Consider the following 19,509-nt stretch of genomic DNA (forward strand, 5'->3'; position numbering starts at 1 on the left):
GAGTCGTCACCCGGCGGCTTCTGTTTCAGGCCATTTGCCGACGACGTTGGAAGAATTCCCCGATCGGCTCAACGTACTTGGCCGCGATCGGCCCCAGGATCGCCATCAGCAGCACGTAGGCGGTCGCGAGCGCGGCCAGTTCGCCGTTCACCTGCCCGGACGCCACGGCCAGCCCGGCGATCACGATGGAGAACTCGCCACGCGCGACCAGCGCCACCCCCGCACGCATGCGGCCCATCTTGCCGATGCCCTGCCGGCGCGCCGCCCACCAGCCGGTGACGATCTTCGTCGCGGTCGTGACCGCGGCCAGCGCCACCGCGATCCCGAGCACCGGCGGGATCGACTTCGGGTCGGTGTTCAGGCCGAACACGACGAAGAACATCGCGGCGAACAGGTCGCGCAGCGGCTCCAGCAGCCGGGTGGCGTTCTCCGCGGTCGACCCGGAGATGGCGATGCCGAGCAGGAACGCGCCGACCGCCGCCGACACCTGCAGCTGCGAGGCGACACCGGCCACCAGCAGCGCCGAGCCGAGCAGCTTGAGCAGGAACACCTCGTGGTCGGGGCTGTCGACGATGGCCGAGATGAAGCGCCCGTACTTGAGCGCCACCACGAGCACGACGGTGATCGCGAGCAGCGAGATGCCGACCGAGGTGAGGCCGCCGAGGAAGCTCACGCCGGACAGCACGGCCGTGAGGACCGGCAGGTACACGGCCATGGCGAGGTCCTCGAACACCAGCACCGACAGCACGACCGGTGTCTCGCGGTTGCCCAGGCGGCCCAGGTCGCCGAGCACCTTCGCGACGATGCCGGAGGACGAGATGTAGGTGACGCCCGCCATCGCGAGCGCCGCCACCGGGCCCCAGCCCAGCAGCAACGCCGCTATCGCGCCCGGTGCGGCGTTCAGCACGAGGTCGAGCACGCCCGCCATCCACGAGCGCTTCAGGCCGGTGGTGAGCTCGGCGGCCGAGTACTCCAGCCCGAGCAGCAGCAGGAGCAGCACCACGCCGATCTCGCTGGCCAGGTGCGTGAACTCGCTGATGCCGTGTAACGGCACGAAGCCGCCGACACCGAAGGCGAGACCGCCGACGAGGTAGAGCGGGATCGGCGAGATGCCCATCTTCCAGGCGACCCGGCCGAGCAGACCCAGACCGAAGAACACCGCGCCGAGCTGGATGATGGCGATGGTTGTCTCATGCACTGTGCTTAACCGCCGTGGAGGATCTCGGCGGCGGCGTCGAGGCCGTCCGCGGTGCCGACGACGACGGCCAGGTCGCCGTTCTCGAACAGGAAGTCGGGTCCCGGTGACGGGTGCGCGTTGCCGGACCGCACCACGGCCACGACGGACGCACCGGTCCTGGTGCGCAGGGCGGTCTCGCCCAGCGTGCGGTTCGCGAACGCGGTCACCGGCAGCTGACGGGTCGTGATGCCCGTGATGTCGCGGTGCTCCTCGCGCAGGTGGGCGACCAGCTGCGGCGCTCCGAGCAGGCCCGCGAGCGTGTTCGCCTCCTCCGGTGACAGCGGTATCGACGCCGCGCACGAGTCGGGATCGGTCGCTTTGGACAGGATGAGCTCGAAGCGCCCGTCGCGGTAGGTGATCACACCGACGCGGCGCCCGGCGCGGATCGTGAAGTCCTGACGCGTCCCGATGCCCGGCAGGGGCGTGATCTCTACGTTCACACAGATCATGATACGTGGATGTCTCTTCCAGTACGCCCGGTGCGACGCGGGTGGGTGGTGCGCGACCGCGTGCCCGGCCCCGACGTCGACGAGTTCGCCGAGCCGGGTCAGGTCATCGGCGCGCTGGCCCGCGCCCCGCACGGCACGCTGCTGGCCGTCCAGCACCCGCACCGCACCCCGCAGGCGCTCGCCGCCGGCACCGGGCTGATCCAGGCGCTGCCGGCCGCCCGCGCCGAGCTCGCCGTCCTGATCCGGCGGTCCTACCGCGAGGTGACCGACGTCGTCGCGCCGTACCGGGTGGACGGGCCGGACGGCACGGCGTGCGGGCTGCTGTGCCTGGTCGACCCGGACGCCATCGCCCACACCGAGGACGTCTACCCGGACGTGGTCGCCGAACGGGCCGAGGTGCTCGCCTCGCTCGGCATCGCCACGAGCGCGGCGATGCTCGTCCCGATGACGCCGCACGACGGCCTCACGGAGCTGGTGCTCGGCATGGACGGGGAACCGGAGGTGTCGCTCGTGGACTCCGGCGGCCGCAGGCACTGGGTGTGGCTGGTCGGTCCCGGCGAACGGCAGGACGCCCTCCTGCACGCCGCGGGAGCGCACCGGTTGCTCGTGGCGGACGGCAACCACCGGGTCGCCGCGGCCAGACAGGCGGGGCTGGCCGGGTTGCTGGCGCTCGTCACGGCCGGGCCCGGTCTGCGGGTGGGGCCGATCCACCGCGCGGTCGTGGGCACCGGGCTGGTCACGGCCGACCTGGTCACGGCGTGGGAACGGGTCGGGCTGCGGGTCAGCGAGCTGCCGTTCGTCATCGACCCGGAACCCGGTGTGGTCGTGGTGCGCACCCCCGACACCGTGCTGCGGGTGGAACTGCCCGCCGGGCGGGGGATCGACCACGCCGTCGTGGAGTCGCTGCTGCTGGACGAGGCACTGGGCCTGGACCCGGAGAGCCTGTGCGTCAAACCCGTCGTGGACCCGCGGGCCGAGGCGGAGGCGGTGCTGCTGATCGCACCGGTACCGTTGAACGAGGTGCTGGCCGGGGCGAAGATGCCGCGCAAGAGCACCTACTTCACGCCCAAACCGCGCAGCGGGCTGCTGCTCGCGGACCTGACCCCGTAGTGCCCTGTCCGGCGGTTCCTTAGGCCCCTGTCGAACGGTCTGCCGCGAGGGTGAGACTCGGAGGAACGGTCTGCCGCCGAGCCGATCCTTGAGGCACCGATGGAACCCGAGCCGAGCCTGCTGGAGGTGCGTCGCCGCGGTGCGGTGGTGGCGGTCGCGGGCGAGGTCGACCTGTCCACGAGCGGCCTGCTGCGCGCCGAGCTCGCGCTGGCCTGCGCGTCCGGCGACGCGGCGGGGGACGTGGTGGTCGACTTCTCCGAGCTGACGTTCATCGGCTCCAGCGGGCTGCACGTGCTGATCGAGGTGGCGGCAGGCCTGGGGGAGCGGCGGCTGGTGCTGCTCGGCGGCGGGTGGGCGGCGTACGTGGTGAACCTGCTCGGCCTCCCGGCGCGCTACCCGAACATCGTCGTGGACGGCTGAGCGCGCGCACGTGCCCGGCGCTACTGTCGGCGGCATGGCGGTTCGAGCGATCAGGGGTGCCACGCAGATCGACGCGGACTCCCGCGACCTGGTGCTGGAGGCCACGGCCGAGCTGGTGCGCGAGGTGCTGGAGCGCAACGCCCTCTCCACGGACGACCTGATCAGCGTCGTGCTGACCGCCACCCCGGACCTCACCTCCGAGTTCCCCGCCTACGCCGCGCGCCAGGCCGGGCTCTCGGACGTGCCGCTGCTGTCCGCCACCGAGATCGCGGTGCCGGGGGCGATGCCGCGGGTGATCCGGCTGCTCGCGCACGTGGAGACGGACCTGCCGAGGCCGGCGGTCAAGCACGTCTACCTGCGCGGGGCGGCGGCGTTGCGCACGGACCTCAACCACTGAGGTCGGGCACCAGCGGCGACATCCGCACCGCCTCCTCCAGCGCCAGCCGCTCGTGGTCGTCGTAGGCCAGGAACGAGATGCGCCGCAACGACGTCTCCGGGTGCCGTTCGACGTGGTACACCGCCGCCTGCACCACCATCCGCGCCGTGTGCGTGACATTCGCACCCGCGACCCCCGTGCCCAGCAACGGGAAGAGGATCGTCCGCACCCCCAACGGCTCGACGCGCGCCAACGCCGTCGTGACGCACCCGCCGATGTCCGACACCTGCCGGTACCCCGCGCCCGGCTCGCCCTGCACCGCCGCGACGTGCACGACGTAGCGGACGTTGTTGGTGCCCTCCAGCGCCCCCGACCCGGTCACCAGCGCGGTGCCGGGGGCGACCGGTCGGCGTGGCGCCGCCAGCTCCTCCAGCTCGTCGGCCACCAGGTCCCGCGTGATCCGCCCTGCCTCGTCGCGCAGCGACCCCCAGTACCGGATGATCGCCGACACCGAGAAGTCCGTGTGCCTGGCCATCCGCATGTCGGTGTTCTCGCTGTTGACCCACACGTCGCAGTCGTGCACCCGCCGGATCGACCCGGCGTGGATGCCGATCCGGCACTCCGCGCCGCCCACCCGGAACACCGACGGCGACGGGCGGTCGCCGGAGATGCCGCGCAGGTGCGTGACGAGCGCGGCGATGTCGCTGTCGATCGAGTAGTGCCGCAGCCGCACGTACTGGCAGCGGCGCAGCGCCTCGACGCCCGCGGGCAGGCCGGCGGGCAGGTCGGCGTCCTCCACCAGCACCGGCACGACCCGGATGCCGAGCGCGAACGCCTCGGTGATCTCGCGCAGCACCCAGTCCTCGTCCGGGTCGCCGGTGTAGTCGAGCCAGCGCGGCCCGATCACCGCGAGCAGCACCTGCGAGCGGCGCAGGTGGGCGAACACCTCCCGCACGAAGTCGTCGCCCGCGCGCAGCGACCGGGACGCCAGGAACACCCGGTCGGACCCGAACGCCTGCGCGAGCTCGCGGTGCAGCAGCGTCGCGTAGCCGGGTTGCTCCAGCACGCGGTAGTTGACGAAGACGGTCGGCATGCGCTCAGCCCAGCAGGTGGTGTTCCGGCCCGGTCAGCGTGATGCCGACGCGGGCCGCCACGCCGTGACCGATCACCGTCACCTGCCCCGGCACGGGGGGCAGGTCGTCGAGCCACGTGCCGAACACGCCACGCAGCAACGCCTGCTGCGGTGCGGTGAGGTCGCCGGCCACCGCGAAGTCCGCGTCGTCGAGCAACGGCACGTGCTCCGGCCCGAGGTCGGCGACCACGAGCACCGCGTGGTGCGAGCCCGGCAGGTCCGCGAGCCGCGGCACCTCGGCCGGCCGGTCCAGCACCAGCAGGTGCGGCAGCCGCGGACTGCCCAGCGCCACGGCCGGTGGACCGGGTTGCGCGTGGCCGAACGGGCCGTGCCACGGCGCGGCCGACTGCACGGTCACGGCCGCACCGCAGCTCACCGAACGCGCGGCGATCAGGTGCGCCAGCCGTGCGCTGGTCACCACGCCGACCACCGGCCGTTCGTGGAAGAGCCGCAACGGCGCGTGCGCCTGCCGCACGACGTCCCAGCCCAGCACCACACCCGCGCCACCGGTCCACGCCGCGGCCTGCCCGGCGACGTGCGCGGGTTCGACGTGCGTCCAGGACTGCCTGGACGGCAACGAGGGTGGCACGCACACCGGCACCGTCACCGCGGCCGCCGAGGCGTGGTGCCCGTTCAGCCGCTGCAACCGGCCGGCGTGCCGGATGCCGCTCGCGAGCCACGTCTCCGAGCTGAGCAACGCCTTCGCGTCCGGACCGCTGAGCCGCAGCACCCGTTCCGCCACGAACTCACCGCCCGCGCGGGCCAGCCGCACCCCGACCGTGGCCGGCACCGCGGGGAACCGGCTCAGCAGCTCCAGCATCGGCGCCTCGGACCAGGTGTAGCAGGCGTGCAGGTCCGCGCCCATCGTGCACGCCTCGAAGCCGCGTTCGATCAGCTTCGCCGACGCCGCCGCGCCGTCGAGCCCGCCGAGGAACGCGACGACGTCCAGCACCTCGTCGTCGTCCAGCCGCGTGGCCGTGAAACCGTGCTGCGCCAGCACGTTCGTCGTCCAGTCCGCCGTCTGCGCCGGGTCGGCGGAGGAGACCGCGACGTAGGTCCACCGGTGCGCCGGGCTGCTGTGCTGGATCAGCTCGCGGTAGGCGTCGGGCGCCGGTGGCCGGGTGTGCACGACGACCTGCGCGCCCGTCAGCGGCGTGCCGGGCGCCAGCAACGCGGCCAGCGGCGGCAGGCGAGCCGGCCACGACAGCGCCGCCGCTGCCGACGGTGCCACCGCGAACGTGAGCGAGTGCGCCAGCGAACCCGGCGGCAGCAGGGCGTTCAGCAGCGCCGCCCGCCGGTCGCCGCGCGCACCGAGGTAGGCCTTGCGGTCGAGCAGCGCGTCGGCGACCGGCAGCCGTTTCACGAACCTGCGCGGGTCCATCACTCGATCTCCTCGCGCTGCTCCCAGCCGCTGCACAGCTCCTGGAACTGCTGTTGCTCAGCGAAGTCCTGCCAGCGGCGTTCGCGGCGGTGGCGCTGCCGGGAGATCCACTCGCGGCCCTCGCGGGCGACGGCCTGCAGGATGTGCAGCGCGCTCTGCACGCCGGAGGACTGCTGCGCGATCTCCCGCAGCTTGGCCTGGTCCTCGCTCTCGTCGGTCATCCCGCGGAAGTCGTCCACCAGCACGTAGATGTCCTGGCTGTTCACCAGCGACAGCTGCATCGCCTGCTGGAACGTGAACTGGTCGCCCACCTGCACGTTGTCGCCCATCCGCACGATGTGCCTGCGCTTGCCCGCGAACTGCACGCCGACCTCGTTCAGCGTCGCCGAGGCCACCGCGTCGTAGCGGAACGACATGTCGTGCGGGTCGTGCACGTTGCCGTTGAAGAAGTCCAGCCAGTACTCGGTCTCGTGCACGCCGCCGTCGGTCAGCAGGAACACCTTGACCCAGTACTCCGAGTACCGCACCGGCGCCATCCGGTCGCGGGCCCGCAACGCTCCCGGCGCGCCCTCGGTCAGCTCGACGTGGCAGATGATGTCCTTGCTGGACAACTGGCTGCGCCGCATCGCCCGGGACTTCAGGTGCAGCACGTCGAACCGCAGCCAGTACGCGATCTCGTCGTCGGAGGGCCGGTCCCGCAACAGCTCCAGCCAGCCGCGGTAGGCCTCCTGCTCCTCCCGCAGCTGCTCGGCGTAGTCGGCCCGCAACGCCGCGCGCACCCGGAACGTCGCCAGCACCGCGCTCGCGCCGAACGCGCCCAGGCCCAGCCCGGCGGCGAGCACCGCGCCAGGACCCGGCCGCATGCCGATCAGCGACAACCCGAACAGCACCAGCAGCACGATGCCGAGCACCGGCAGGACTTTGGCGTACCAGGGGGTCTTCAGCTCCGTGCGGAAGGCGTGCAGCCGGTCGGCCTGCCACCTGTCCTTGATCTGCCGGGTGTGCCAGCGGATCAGCCACATCAGCCCGGACGGCTCGGTCTCGGTGGCGCCGTAGATCCGCACGAACCAGTCGATCAGCGACATCCGCAGTCCCGCGGTGTCGGCGTCCCAGTCCTTCCGCGGTTCGGGGTTCTTCGGGTTGACGTGGTGGCGGACGGTGCGCTTGGGCGGGCGTTCCGCGTCGAACGCCGCGTGCACCCGCCAGGAGATCTCCTCGATCTTCCAGTGCGGCACCTCGGGCGGCGGACCGTCGTGCCGGCCCTGCAGCCGTGCCTCCCGCACGCCGCGGCGGCGGTCCATCACCTTGGCCTGGACGCGGAACCACACCACCAGAAACGCACCGCCGAGCACCGCCACGAGCGCGAGCCACCCCGCGATCGCCGACGGGCCGGTGAGGAAGCCGGCCATTCCCACCAGGCCCCACAGCGCGGCGAGCCCGCCCAGCACGAGCATGGCCCAGCTCTTGACGTCGACCGGCGCCTTCACGGGTTCGGCGAGCAGCGGCGGCGCGGGTTCGGGCTGGAAGTAGAGCCACGCACGGTGCTCACGCCGGTCGTCCATCCGGCGTTGCTCGGCCAGCGCCGCGATCGAGGCGTCGAGCGAGTCCTGCACCGCGCCGTCGAGGATCATGTCCAGGTGCCGGGCGATCTCCTGCTGCCGCGCGGCCGGCAGCTCGCGGAACGCCGTGGTCACCTCGTGCAGCTCGCCGCCGCTCGGGGCGGCCGCGCGGTCCTGCCGTTCGATGTGGGCGATCAGGCGCTCGACCACCCACAGCGCCCGGTGGTACTCACCCGGCGTCTCCGGCGAGGTCTTCGCGCCGGTCAGCTCGAAGACGATCTTGCGGAACTCGCTGGGCGGCAGCTCGTTGAGCGTCCGGTCGCTCAGGATCGTGAGCACGTAGTAGTAATGGAACCGGATGGTGACCGGACCGGCCTGCCGCACCTGTTCGAGCAACCGCTCGGCCATCCGCGGCTGGCCGCCGCGTAAGTACGTCAGCGCGTTCTCGAACTTCGTCTCCGGCGGCTCGCCGACGTTGTTGTTGTAGATCGACGTCCGGTGGATGACGCCGTTGTTGACGCCGACCTGGGTCTCGACGTCGCCGTTGTTGCGGTACTCGTGGTTCGTGGCGGTGGCGGTCATCTAGTCGTCCACAATGGAGTCGAGTGCGGGGCGCAGTGCGGGCACGCCGCCGAGCAGGGCCTTGAGCCGGCGCAGGTCGGGCGGTCCGGACGAGTTGCGGGTGTTGTCGAGCGCGACCATGGCCGTGGTGAACAGGTCGGTGTCGATCTGGCCGGTGTCGTGGGCGTGCACCACGGCGGCGGTGATGGCGTCGAGGCGGTCGCGCGGTGCGGTGTGCTGCACGGAGTGCACCGTGCCCTCGTTCTTGCCGATCTGGGTGCCGATGGTGGCGCCGTTGTTGTGGAAGGTGAAGGAGTCGCCCACGGGCGGGGCCTTTCGCTGGGAGCGGCGGGGGTGCGTGAGTGCGCCGGCGAGGGCGACGGCGAACGCGGCGGCGTTGGCGGCGGCCCTGGGCTGCCAGCCCTGCCGGTCGGTGAGGTCCTTGTCGTCGACGAGGTCGCTGATGCCGCGCACGGTCACCGACGGGGTGGCCATGTGCAGGTGGGCGGCGTTCGCCACCCCGGCGCTCTCCATCTCGACCGCGACGGCGTCGTTGTAGTTGCGGTGGATCTGCTTGGCCAGCGGTGAGCGGGTGGAGTTGAGCACCACCTCGCCGGCCGCGATCGGTTCGAAGTGGACCTCCGGCGGGTCCGGGCACCAGTCCCCGCCGCGGGCGAGCGCACGGGCGATCTGCTCCACGTGGTGGGGTATGTCCCAGGCGCGCGGCCGGGCGAGGAACCCGTGCTCCGTCTCGCGGCCGCCGTGGTAGCCGTAGACGCGGCTCGCCACCACGACCTCGCCCAGCTCCAGCCAGTCGCGCAGGCCACCGGCGACGCCGACGAACATCACGACGTCCGGGGCGAACTCGGTGATCGCGCGCTCGGTCATGGTGGCGGCGCCGGAGTTGCCCATGCCGGTCAGGGCGAGGGCGATCTCCTGCCCACACGCGGTGCCGACCTCGAACAGCGTGCCGGACGGGTGGTGGTGGGGTGCGATGCCGGACAGGTGCGCGCGCACCGCGGCGTACTCCACTTCGAGCGCGGTGAGCATCACGATCATTGTGTGGCTCCGGATCGTTTGGGCCGAGTCCCAGACCGTAACCGACGGGAGGAGTTTCCGTCAACATGACGGATAGTGGGTTAGTCTCGTGGGATGACCGAGGAGGAGTGGACGATCCCGGATGTCGCGGTGGCCGTCGACCTCGCAGTGCTCACCGTCCGCGCGGAGCAGCTGCAGATCCTGCTGGTGGAGCGGGGGATTGAGCCGTTCCGGGGCGCGCTGGCGCTGCCGGGCGGCTTCCTCGCGTCCGCGGGGGAGGACATCGAGAAGGCGGCCAGGAGAGAGCTCGCGGAGGAGACCGGTTTAGCCGCCGACGAGCTGCACCTGGAGCAGCTGCGGACCTACGGCACCCCCGACCGCGACCCCCGGCGGCGCGTCATCACCGTGTGCTACCTCGCGGTGCTGCCGAACCTGCCGGTCCCGGTCGCCGGGGGAGACGCCGACGTGGCGCGGTGGGTGCCGGTGCGGGCGGCGCTGTCCGGCCCGCTGGCGTTCGACCACGCCCGGATCATCTCCGACGCGCTCGAACGCACCCGGTCGAAGCTGGAGTACACGACCCTGGCCACCGCGTTCTGCCCGGCCGAGTTCACCGTCACCGAGCTGCGGCGGGTCTACGAGATCGTGTGGGGCGAGCAGCTCGAACCCCGCAACTTCCACCGCAAGGTCACCGGAGCGGACGGGTTCCTCGTGCCCACGGGCGAGAAGACGATCCGCAACGGCGGCCGACCCGCCCTGCTCTACCGCCGCGGCCCCGCCGCGTTGCTGCACCCGGCGCTGCTGCGTTCCCGAGGGTCCCTGGAGGTGACCGCATGATCGTCGTCCTGACGGCCACCGAGGCCGCGCACGGATCGGTCCGTGCCCTGTTGTCCGGTCCACGAGTGCACGAGGGCCCGGCCGGCACCCTGTACGACGTGGGCGAGGTGGCCGGCCGCCCGGTCGCGCTCGCGCTGGTGGGCAAGGGGAACAGCTCGGCGGCCACCCTGACCGAACGCGCGATCGGCGAGTTCTCCCCGTCCTCGGCGTTCTTCGTCGGCGAGGCGGGCGCGTTGCACTCGTGGGTCGAACCCGGCGACGTCGTCGTGGCCACCAAGGTCTACGGCTACCACGGCGGCCGCGAGGACGCCGAGGGGTTCAAGGCCCGCCCCGACGCCTGGCCGGCCCCGTACCGCCTGGAGCAGCAGGCCCGCCGGGTCGCGCGCTCGTTCTCGGCGCAGGTCCACTTCGCCCCGATCGCCGCGGGCGAGCTCCTGCTCGGCCCCGGCTCCTCCACCGCCGCCGTGCTGGACGCCAACTACAACGACGCCGCGGCCGTCGACACCGAGAGCGCCGGCGCCGCCGGTGCCGCCCACCTCAACGACGCCACCCCCGTCCTGACCGTCCGTTCCATCGGCACCCCCGCCCCGGCCGCCGCCTTCGTGGCCGCCCTGGTCGCGGAACTGCCCGCGGAACCCGGCAGCCGCCCGCAGAAGGAGCGCACCGTGGTCCACAACGTCCACCACGGCGACAGCCACGGCGTCGTCATCCAGGCTGGCAGCATCCACGGCGGCGTGCACAACCACGGCGCCGCCGCGCCCGCCGAGCCCGACCTGGACACCGCCCTCACCGCCGCGGCCAAGGCCGGCCTGCTCGACGAGTCGACGTACTTCCGCGTCATGCTGGCGTTGCACGAGATGAAGGCCCGTCCGTCCGACCCCGCCCCGCGCGGCGTGGTCCGCGACCTGCTGTCCGGGCACCCGGAGCTGCGCCGGCAGCTGGAGGGCAGGTAGCCGGGCCGCCTGCCCGGACCCGCTGGGCCGCGGGCGCCCCGGGCTGATCACGGGCCTGGACCGTCCCGCTGCCGGTGTGAGCCTTCGCACCAGGCACAATGATGGCCGTGGGTGTCTCGGAGGGAGCTGTGGTGGGCCAGGGTCAGTTGCGCGGCGTGGTGGCACTCGACGGACCGTCGGGCACCGGCAAGTCCACCGTCGCGAAGCGCCTCGCGATGGCGCTGGACGCGCGCTACCTCGACACCGGCTCGATGTACCGGGCGGTCACGGTGGCCGTGCTGCGCGCCGGCGTGGACCCGGCCGACGAGGCCGCGGTCGCCGGGGTCGCGGACGGCGCGCGGCTCGTCGTCGGCACCGACCCGCGGCAGCCGGGCATCACGCTCGACGGCGACGACGTGTCGGCCGAGATCCGCGGGCCCGAGGTGACGCTGGCCGTGTCGCCGGTGTCGGCGGCCAGGCACGTGCGCGAGCTGCTCGTCGCCCAGCAGCGGGCGATCATCGCGGACGCCGTGGACAACGTCGGCGGCATCGTCGTCGAGGGCCGTGACATCGGCACGGTCGTGTCACCGGACGCGCCGCTCAAGGTGTACCTGACGGCGTCGGCGGACGCGCGGGCGCAGCGGCGGACCAAGCAGGACAACGCGGCCGGCCGCCAGTCCACTGTGGACGCCGTGCTGAAGGACGTGCGGCGCAGGGACGACTACGACTCCTCGCGCGCCGTCTCGCCGTTGAGGCAGGCCGACGACGCCGTCGAGGTCGACAACACCGACCTCGACCTCGCGGGCACCGTGGGCGCGTTGCTGGACCTGGTGGAGCGGCGCGGGCTGAGGGTGACCGGGTGACCCACCCCGAGGGCACGGTGCCCTGGCTGTTCGACCTCGGCCGCTGGATCGGGCGCGTGCCCTTCGCGTGGCAGTTCCGGCTTCGAGTGCGCGGCCGCGACCGCGTACCCTTGAGCGGCGGCGTGGTCGTCGTCGCCAACCACAGCTCGATGTCCGACGGGCCGATCCTGTTCGGCGTGCTGCCCCGGCGCGTGACGTTCCTGATCAAGCAGGAGATGTTCGCCGGCGTCGTCGGCACCCTGCTGCGCAAGATCGGGCAGATCCCGGTCAACCGCAGCGGAGCCGACCGCACGGCGTTGACCAGCGCGTTGTCCGTCCTCAAGGCGGGTGGCGTGGTGGGGATCTTCCCCGAGGGCACGCGCGGGGAGGGCGACGTCTCCAGCGCGCAGAACGGTGCGGCGTGGCTGGCCAAGACGTCCGGCGCGGTGGTGCTGCCGGTCGCCTGCCGGGGGACCTACCGGGCCAAGGGCTGGCGCCCGCGGGTCGACGTGCTGATCGGTGAGCCGTTCCACCTCCCCGAGGGGAAGGGGCGAGCGGCCTTGGGCGTTGCCACCGAGCAGGTGCGCGACCGCCTGGCGACACTGGTCGCCGAACTTGATGGACAACGTGCGAGTGAGGGAAGACGATGACGGACCTGGACGGCACCTGGGAGGACGAGGCCGACTGGTCAGCCTTCGACGACCTCGACGGCTCCGGTGAGGAGGACGCCGCTCCGCCGCAGCCCGTGCTCGCGGTGGTCGGACGGCCGAACGTCGGCAAGTCCACGCTGGTCAACCGCATCATCGGCCGCCGGGAGGCCGTGGTGCAGGACGTGCCGGGCGTGACCCGCGACCGGGTCGCCTACGACGCGCTGTGGAACGGCCGCAAGTTCACCGTGGTCGACACGGGCGGCTGGGAGCCGGACGCGGTGGGCCTGCAGGCCTCCGTCGCCGCGCAGGCCGAGCTCGCCATGGCGACCGCGGACGTGATCCTCGTGGTCGTGGACGCGACGGTGGGCGCGACGACGACGGAAGAGGCCGTCGCGCGCGTGCTGCGGCGCTCCAAGAAGCCGGTGATCCTGTGCGCGTCCAAGGTGGACGACGACCGGCTGATGGCCGACGTCGCCTCGCTGTGGTCGCTGGGCCTGGGCGAGCCGTTCCCGGTGTCGGGCCTGCACGGCCGCGGCTCCGGCGACCTGCTCGACATCATCCTGCAGAAGCTGCCGGAGACGCCGCGTGACGACTTCGGCGCCCGCAGCGGCGGCCCGCGCCGCGTCGCACTGGTCGGCAAGCCCAACGTCGGCAAGTCGTCGCTGCTCAACCGCCTGACCGGCGAACAGCGCTCGGTCGTCGACTCCGTCGCCGGCACCACCGTCGACCCGGTCGACTCGCTGGTGGAGCTCGACGGCGAGATCTGGCGGTTCGTCGACACCGCCGGCCTGCGCAAGCGGGTGAAGTTCGAGAGCGGCGCCGAGTACTACGCCTCGCTGCGCACCAAGTCCGCGATCGAGACCGCCGAGGTCGCGATCGTGCTGCTGGACGCGCACGAACCGTTGTCCGAACAGGATCTCCGCGTGCTGACGATGGTCGTCGAGTCCGGCCGCGCGTGCGTGCTGGCGTTCAACAAGTGGGACCTCGTCGACGAGGACCGCCGCAACGAGATGGTCCGCGAGCTCGAACGCGGCCTGGTGCGCGTCCCGTGGGCGGACCGCGTCAACATCTCCGCGCTGACCGGCCGCGCCGTGCACAAGCTGGCGCCGTCGCTGCGCACCGCTCTCAACTCGTGGGACACCCGCGTCCCGACCGGCCGCCTCAACCAGTGGCTGACCGAGCTGATCGCCGCGACCCCGCCGCCGGTCCGCGGCGGCAAGCAGCCCAAGGTGTTGTTCGCGACCCAGGCCTCGACCCGCCCGCCGACGTTCGTGCTGTTCACCACCGGTTTCCTCGAGGCCGGCTACCGCCGGTTCATCGAGCGCAGGCTGCGTGAGGAGTTCGGCTTCGAGGGCAGCCCGATCCGCATCTCCGTGCGGGTGCGCGAGAAGAAGAAGGCCGGCGCCGGCAAGAAGTGACCGGCTGCACCCCGTGACACGACGGTTGCTCTTTGGCATGGGGTGCGGTTGGTTGGGTTCGTGGCCGTACGAGTGGTGCTTGCCGACGACGAGGCCCTGCTGCGGCGGGGCCTGAAAGTCCTCCTGGAGGCCGACGGGCGGATCGAGGTGGTCGGCGAGGCCGCCGACGGCGCCGAACTGGTCGACGTGGTGCTGGCGTGCCTGCCCGACGTGGTGCTGGTCGACGTGCAGATGCCCGGCGTCGACGGCCTGGAGGCGGTCCGCCGCCTGCGCTCGTGGGCCACCCCGCCCGCGATCGCCGTGCTGACGACGTTCGACCTCGACGACTACGTGGCCACGGCCCTGGACCTGGGCGCCCAGGGCTTCCTGCTGAAGGACGCCGAACCCGAGGCCCTGGCCCGCGCCGTCGTCGACCTGGCGGCCGGCGGCGCCGTCCTGGACCCGCGCATCACCGCCCGCCTGCTCCCACGCCTGCGCGGCTTCAGAGCGAACCGCCAGCTCGACTCCCTCTCCGCCCGCGAACGCCAGGTCCTCGAACTGCTCGCCGGCGGCCGCTCGAACCACGCCATCGCCACAGAGCTCTCCCTGTCCGAGGCCACGGTGAAGAGCTACGTCTCCACCGTCCTGACGAAACTGGGCGTCGAGAACCGGGTGCAGGCGGCCCTCGTCGCCCACCAGGTCGGTGTCTGGTGAAACAGCTCCTGCGCGAGCTCCTGACCGTCGGCCTCACCACCGGCGTCGTCCTGCTCACCCAGGACCGCCCGTTCCCGTGGTCGCTGTGGACCGCCGTGGCCGCCTGCCTGCTGTTACCCCTGCGCCTGCGCTGGCCGTGGCTGGCCTCCCTGCTCTGCGTCCCCGCGGTCGCCGGCAGCCTGGGCTGGGCCCCCGCACTCGTCGCTCAATACCGCCTGGGCCGCACGGAGAAGTCCGTCCCGGTCCAGGTCCTGTGGGTCCTCCTGCTGACCGCCGCGTCCATCACCCCGACCGTGCTCACCGAAACCATCCCGCCCGGCCCCCTCCTCCTGGCCACCGCCTTCGCCTTCGGCCTCTCCGCGGCCCCCACCGCCCTAGGCGCCCTCGTGACCACCCGCAAGGACCTCACCCGCTCCCTCCACGAAGCCCGCCGCGCCCGCAACGCAGAACTGGAAGCCCAGGAAACCTCCGCCCGAGCCGCAGAACGCGCCCGCATCGCCCGCGAAATCCACGACGCCGTAGGCCACCACGCCACCCTGATAGCCGTGGAATCCGCCGCCCTGGCCGCCACCGCCCCCACCGAGTCCGTCCGCGAAACCGCACTACGCCTCCGCGCCCTGGCAACAGAGTCCCTCTCCGAAATGCGCACCGCCCTGGGCCTGCTGAACTCCGACACCACCTACCCCACCCTGCAAGAGCTGGTCGACCGCGCCCGAGTGGCCGGCATCTCCGTCACCCTCTCCGAAACCGGCGACGCCCCCATGACCCCCGCCGTCTCCCGAGCCTTGTTCCGAGTGGTCCAGGAATCCCTGACCAACGTGACGAAACACGCCCCGGGCGCCCCCGTGACCGTGACCGTCGACCGCACCTCCCCGGTCCGCGTCTCGGTGGTGAACGGCCCCAGCCCCCTCCCCACCGCTCACCCCGAAGGCGGCGGCGCGGGCCTCCACGGCCTCTCCGAACGCGTCCGCCTGGCCGGCGGCACCCTCACCACCACCTACCGCGCAGACGGCGGCTTCAGCGTCACCGCGGTCCTACCGCCCGGTACGCCGAAGGTCGAAGACCAAGACTCGACTTTCGGAGGTGGCGCCCGCGACCCCGCCACCGCATAGTTCTCCTGTCGGTCGAGGATCGGGGGATCGGTCGGACCGAGGGACGCGGGGACCCGAACTTCGGGTCCCCGCCACATCTCCGCAGGTAGCCGGTGGTGCGGGGGCCCGTTTTTGATCTCTGTTCAGGGTGTTGTAGGATTCTTCCTGCACGCCGGGGAACCGGGAGTGTGGCCGGGACGTGGCGCAGTTTGGTAGCGCACTTGACTGGGGGTCAAGGGGTCGCAGGTTCAAATCCTGTCGTCCCGACGGTCTGAATCAGCCCGCTGATTCTGGGTGAAAGCCCAGGTCGGCGGGCTTTTTCGTGCACTTTTTTCGATCTTGGCAAGACTGTCCACAGTGGTCTGTACTGGACGGTAACCCGGCGTTTGGGAGGATTTTGGGAGAATCGGTTTTCGCGGGGTGAAATGGGGTCGCGTTGGCTAAAGCGAATCGTGTCCTCCGTTCGGGTGTTCCTCCTGGCCGTGATGGGCGTGTGTGGTGGCGTTGTCCAAGGGGCACGGCCTTGCGGCGATCAAGGTAGATGGCCCATCCGGCGCGCGATCATCAAGGCGCCGACCGCGAGATGCCGCCCGCGATGCCCAGGGTTTCGTGGACCGTCCGGGTCCGCGCCTCCAACCACCGCGACGACATCGCGCAACGCCATTCCACATCCTCCACAAGTCGGACCGCGCATCGAATGACGCGTACGGCAATGGTCACCGTCGATGCATGACCCTGAAGTTCGACGAGTGACGTCGACACGTTGCCCGCTCTCGCCAGGGAGCTCCTCTGGGACAGAACGTCGTTAGTCGGACTTAATTTTGTTACTCCCACCGTTCGCCTGCACGGCTACAGCGATCGCGCGACCATTAGCATCCAGATAGCGAGCTTGACGTAGTCGATGATCCACATGTCGACCCGGTAGCCGAGTCCGCCATGCTGCGGCGGGCGGCTCGTTAACGTCGGGAATCTAGCTGTCCGCGCCTGGAAGGGTGAACAAGAGCCGATCCAGTTGCGGCACTGTGTTTTCGTGACGTCGCTTGAGATCCCTGTACCGCTCACGCAGCACCTGGATGTCGACCGCCCGAGGCAACGGCAACAACCGCTGCGACGACGGCAGCGCCGCCTCGAGCGTGGTCAGCCGCTCACGAGCGAGCACACGCGCCGCTTCCTGCTGGACGGGTGTCAGCCGATCGATCGCCTCGTCGAGCCGGTTCCAGGCCGTGACGGTCATCAGAGCGTAGGCTGCCCAGCCATCGTGGCCAGGTGGGTCTTCCGCCAGGGTCGCGGTGATCCGCCAGGCGAGAGTGATGTCCGGTTCCAGTGCTTGAGTGCGGGCGGTCATGGTCGCCGCGATCAGACGTTGAAAGGCAGCCTGCTGCCATTGTTCGATCCGGTCGCATCCGCGGGCATGCCACACGTCTACGGCGGCGACGAAGCCGGCCATCGGAACAAGGTCGCGCACTGCGGGGCCGTCGCATTTGCTGCACAGCCGTCGTGGGCTCTCGAGCATCACCAGCCACCACGGCACGTGATCGACGAGAAGAACGGGGCGCGATCGCACCACAGTGCAGCCTGGTGAGTGCAGCATTTCGCCGCTGGTGTCTGCCACGGCCACTCGCAGCCAGCCGAACAAGGACGCGATGGTGCGCATGTCTTCGTCAACCCAGTCTGGCAAGGTCGGCACCGGGGGTAGTAGAAGTTCACCGCCAGAGGCGGTGATGCCCTCGAGGATCGTGTTGACGAACGCCACTTCGTGTTCCCCGAGCAGGTCGCCGGGTTGAGGGATCTCAGTGCCTGCGTTGCGGTGCCGATCCATTGACGCGATACGAGCAACTTCGAGGAGCTCTGCCGACCGTATGAATACCGACGCGACGGTGCCTGGTGTCCCGGACTGTCGGCGTGTGTCGGAAGCGAGGATGTCGCGTAGCACGGGTACCGGGAGATCCACCAGCAGCGGCCGCAGCTCGTCGAGAGTGACGAATTCGCCGAGTCCGCGTGCCTTGATGTAGGCCGTGGTGAGCGTGCCACGTTCTTCGGTGTCCGCTCTCGTGAACTCGTCGTCGTACTCCTCGGGCAAGACACGCCCGGCATCAACGATCACGCGATCGGCACGGCTCTGCTCAAGTTCGTCGAACCACGATCGTTGCTTCGCGACCCGCGTTTTCAGCTCAGCACCGATGGAGGCGGCGCGCTCAGCCCATTCCTCCCACGGGCATGCAATGTCACGCGTGGCGACCTGTTGCTGCTCGTTGCGCTTGACCAGACGGGCTCCCCACGCGTTCTTGGGAGGCTTCGCGCCTGGATCTACTACCTGCACGGTCACCTTGCCGCGCCCGTCCACGGAGACTACGCGGACACGTGCCGCTACAGGCGCGTCGTCGTACGGTTTGTACGTCGGATAGGCGTACTCGTTCCCTACAAGGAGGTCAGCTTGCTTCACGGTATGCAGCGTCTCATGGGCCACCGACAGTTTGCCTCCGCATCGGTGGCGAAGTCCGCCCGAGAGTCGCTCTGGCCGATGACGTGTTCGCCGTTTGAACCGGGGGCTGGCCCGGCGGATTGAATGGTCGGGCAGGGCGAGTCATCTAAAGGTTGTCCCGTAATGATCAAGAGTGTTGGCGGGACGGGCGACAGCAGTGTTGCCTGCGGCCGGTGACCGCTCAGGCCGTCATTGCCAGGTTGCGCATCTGGGCGACGCCGCGGGTGGCGTGCCAGACGCCGTCGCGTTTGCGGCGGCAGTTGCGCAGGATGTTCCAGGACTTCATGTGTGCCAGGGCGTGCTCGACTCGTGCGCGGACGCTCTTGTGGACGGTGTTGAGTTCTTCTTTCCATTGCGGCAGTGGCGGTTGTCCCTTGCGCGGTTTGCGGTAGGGCATGATCACCTCGGGATTGCCCTGGTAGCCGCCGTCGGCCATCATCTTCGCGCCCCGGCACTGCTGATCGACGCGCGAGTCGGTGTAGGCGCGGCAGTCGTTGCGGTTGCCCGGCGCCGGGCAACCGACCGCGACGACCAGGCGGGTGTTGGCGTCGATGACGACCTGCATGTTCACCGAATAGCGGTAGTTCTTGCTGGAGGCGGAGATGCTCCGGTCGTGGGTGGGCACCAGTGTGCCGACCACGATCAGCACGGTGTCCGGGCTGTGCCTGCGGGTCACCGGCGCGAGGCGGGCGAACAGCAGCTGTCCGGAGCGCAGTTCTCGAAGTCCGAGGGTTCCCAGGGTTCCATCCGAAGACGGGCTGGGGGCCGGGATCGGGGGTGTTGTCGACGCCGGTGACGGTGAGGTCGCCGAGGGGGGCCGGCGGGGGCCAGGCGCGTGCCGGGAACGCGTTGGCCGCCGGCGGCGCTGAGTCCGTCGAGGCGTTGGGACAGTTGGTCGAGGTCGTGCAGTTCGCGGCGCAGCGCGGCCACCTGCGCGGCGGGCAGGTCTGTGCGGCCCGCGGTGCAGGCGTCGAGCAGGCCTTCCTGCTCGTGGCCGCTGAGCGGCGTGAGGATCTGACGGCCGTCGACGATCAGCAGCCGTCCGGGGCGCCCAGATTTTCCGCGACGTAGTCCCGCAGATCGTCACGGACGCCCTCGACATCCCAGTCCGCCGCCGCAACAACCGCTGCATCCCGTCCGACGACACTTCACCGGCCCGCGCGGCCAACATCCAGCCGTTCTTGCGCTCCAACCCTGCAGTCAGACCCGGCACATGCTCCCGCACCCGAGACCGCGGCTCCGACCTGACGAACCGGCCACCAGCCCGATCATGCACGCTCCGCCACAGCAACATCGATTATCAC

18 protein-coding genes, 1 tRNA gene and 2 pseudogenes are annotated in these 19,509 nt (G+C 71.0%); 12 read left to right on the forward strand and 9 right to left on the reverse strand.

The window, feature by feature from the left end; genetic code table 11:
• Window positions 1-25 precede the first annotated feature (25 nt).
• Window positions 26-1,198 carry a cation:proton antiporter gene (locus ADL03_RS20225; RefSeq protein WP_053735063.1) on the reverse strand — a complete coding sequence of 391 codons (1,173 nt, stop codon included), beginning with the start codon at window positions 1,196-1,198 and terminating at the stop codon, window positions 26-28.
• A gap of 5 nt (window positions 1,199-1,203) precedes the next feature.
• Window positions 1,204-1,677, reverse strand: coding sequence for a cation:proton antiporter regulatory subunit (locus ADL03_RS20230; RefSeq protein ID WP_053735064.1), 474 nt, complete (start codon window positions 1,675-1,677; stop codon window positions 1,204-1,206).
• A gap of 18 nt (window positions 1,678-1,695) precedes the next feature.
• Here ADL03_RS20230 and ADL03_RS20235 point away from each other — a divergent pair, with 18 nt between their 5' ends.
• From ADL03_RS20235 to aroH, 3 genes are all read left to right on the forward strand, one after another.
• Window positions 1,696-2,796, forward strand: a complete 1,101-nt coding sequence (locus tag ADL03_RS20235) for a DUF1015 family protein (RefSeq protein WP_053735065.1) — start codon at window positions 1,696-1,698, stop codon at window positions 2,794-2,796.
• 99 nt (window positions 2,797-2,895) lie between these two features.
• Window positions 2,896-3,216 (forward strand): STAS domain-containing protein, encoded by a 321-nt coding sequence (locus tag ADL03_RS20240; RefSeq protein ID WP_053735066.1) that lies wholly within the window; start codon window positions 2,896-2,898, stop codon window positions 3,214-3,216.
• A 34-nt stretch (window positions 3,217-3,250) separates the two neighbouring features.
• Window positions 3,251-3,613 carry a chorismate mutase gene (aroH, locus tag ADL03_RS20245; RefSeq protein ID WP_053735067.1) on the forward strand — a complete coding sequence of 121 codons (363 nt, stop codon included), beginning with the start codon at window positions 3,251-3,253 and terminating at the stop codon, window positions 3,611-3,613.
• On the opposite strand, the gene ADL03_RS20250 is transcribed toward aroH, so the two are convergent.
• The 4 genes from ADL03_RS20250 to ADL03_RS20265 are packed head-to-tail and all read right to left on the reverse strand — an operon-like array spanning window position 3,603 to window position 9,275.
• Window positions 3,603-4,685, reverse strand: coding sequence for a TIR domain-containing protein (locus ADL03_RS20250; protein ID WP_053735068.1), 1,083 nt, complete (start codon window positions 4,683-4,685; stop codon window positions 3,603-3,605). The two genes, aroH and ADL03_RS20250, sit on opposite strands and share 11 nt — an antisense overlap.
• A 4-nt stretch (window positions 4,686-4,689) precedes the next feature.
• On the reverse strand, window positions 4,690-6,105 hold the full coding sequence (locus tag ADL03_RS20255) for a hypothetical protein (protein WP_053735069.1): 1,416 nt from the start codon (window positions 6,103-6,105) through the stop codon (window positions 4,690-4,692).
• The gene (locus ADL03_RS20260) at window positions 6,105-8,246 is read right to left on the reverse strand and encodes a hypothetical protein (RefSeq protein ID WP_053735070.1); all 2,142 of its coding nucleotides are present in this window, start codon (window positions 8,244-8,246) and stop codon (window positions 6,105-6,107) included. The genes ADL03_RS20255 and ADL03_RS20260 overlap by 1 nt, the downstream gene beginning before the upstream one ends.
• Window positions 8,247-9,275, reverse strand: a complete 1,029-nt coding sequence (locus tag ADL03_RS20265; RefSeq protein ID WP_197288485.1) for a 5'-methylthioadenosine/S-adenosylhomocysteine nucleosidase — start codon at window positions 9,273-9,275, stop codon at window positions 8,247-8,249.
• 102 nt (window positions 9,276-9,377) lie between these two features.
• Between ADL03_RS20265 and ADL03_RS20270 the strand changes: the two genes are divergently transcribed.
• From ADL03_RS20270 to ADL03_RS20305, 8 genes are all read left to right on the forward strand, one after another.
• Window positions 9,378-10,097, forward strand: coding sequence for an NUDIX domain-containing protein (locus tag ADL03_RS20270; RefSeq protein WP_053735071.1), 720 nt, complete (start codon window positions 9,378-9,380; stop codon window positions 10,095-10,097).
• Entirely contained in the window at window positions 10,094-11,050 is a 957-nt protein-coding gene (locus ADL03_RS20275) for a 5'-methylthioadenosine/S-adenosylhomocysteine nucleosidase (RefSeq protein WP_053735072.1), read from the forward strand. Before ADL03_RS20270 ends, ADL03_RS20275 begins: the two co-directional genes overlap by 4 nt.
• Before the next feature lie 101 nt (window positions 11,051-11,151).
• Window positions 11,152-11,892 carry a (d)CMP kinase gene (gene cmk / locus ADL03_RS20280; RefSeq protein ID WP_157528996.1) on the forward strand — a complete coding sequence of 247 codons (741 nt, stop codon included), beginning with the start codon at window positions 11,152-11,154 and terminating at the stop codon, window positions 11,890-11,892.
• Window positions 11,889-12,521, forward strand: a complete 633-nt coding sequence (locus ADL03_RS20285; protein ID WP_053735073.1) for a 1-acyl-sn-glycerol-3-phosphate acyltransferase — start codon at window positions 11,889-11,891, stop codon at window positions 12,519-12,521. The genes cmk and ADL03_RS20285 overlap by 4 nt, the downstream gene beginning before the upstream one ends.
• Window positions 12,518-13,939: a ribosome biogenesis GTPase Der gene (gene der / locus ADL03_RS20290; protein WP_053735074.1), complete on the forward strand. Its 1,422-nt coding sequence runs from the start codon at window positions 12,518-12,520 to the stop codon at window positions 13,937-13,939. Before ADL03_RS20285 ends, der begins: the two co-directional genes overlap by 4 nt.
• A gap of 60 nt (window positions 13,940-13,999) precedes the next feature.
• The gene (locus ADL03_RS20295) at window positions 14,000-14,632 is read left to right on the forward strand and encodes a response regulator transcription factor (RefSeq protein ID WP_053735115.1); all 633 of its coding nucleotides are present in this window, start codon (window positions 14,000-14,002) and stop codon (window positions 14,630-14,632) included.
• Window positions 14,629-15,744 (forward strand): sensor histidine kinase, encoded by a 1,116-nt coding sequence (locus tag ADL03_RS20300; RefSeq protein ID WP_053735075.1) that lies wholly within the window; start codon window positions 14,629-14,631, stop codon window positions 15,742-15,744. Before ADL03_RS20295 ends, ADL03_RS20300 begins: the two co-directional genes overlap by 4 nt.
• A gap of 172 nt (window positions 15,745-15,916) precedes the next feature.
• Window positions 15,917-15,990 (forward strand) — tRNA-Pro (locus tag ADL03_RS20305).
• Between the two features lie 703 nt (window positions 15,991-16,693).
• Here ADL03_RS20305 and ADL03_RS20310 read toward each other — a convergent pair.
• Complete coding sequence (locus ADL03_RS20310) at window positions 16,694-18,166, reverse strand: hypothetical protein (RefSeq protein ID WP_157528976.1); 1,473 nt, start codon at window positions 18,164-18,166, stop codon at window positions 16,694-16,696.
• A gap of 220 nt (window positions 18,167-18,386) precedes the next feature.
• A pseudogene (locus tag ADL03_RS48495) lies at window positions 18,387-18,875 on the reverse strand (transposase); the annotation flags it as partial.
• 221 nt (window positions 18,876-19,096) lie between these two features.
• Here ADL03_RS48495 and ADL03_RS48500 point away from each other — a divergent pair.
• Window positions 19,097-19,276 (forward strand): hypothetical protein, encoded by a 180-nt coding sequence (locus tag ADL03_RS48500; protein WP_197288503.1) that lies wholly within the window; start codon window positions 19,097-19,099, stop codon window positions 19,274-19,276.
• On the opposite strand, the pseudogene ADL03_RS45580 reads toward ADL03_RS48500, so the two are convergent.
• Window positions 19,243-19,499 (reverse strand): annotated as a pseudogene (locus ADL03_RS45580) (IS701 family transposase); the annotation flags it as partial. The gene ADL03_RS48500 and the pseudogene ADL03_RS45580 overlap by 34 nt on opposite strands.
• Window positions 19,500-19,509: the final 10 nt, after the last annotated feature.

It is taken from the genome of Nocardia sp. NRRL S-836 (assembly GCF_001279525.1).
GTDB lineage: Bacteria > Actinomycetota > Actinomycetes > Mycobacteriales > Pseudonocardiaceae > Lentzea.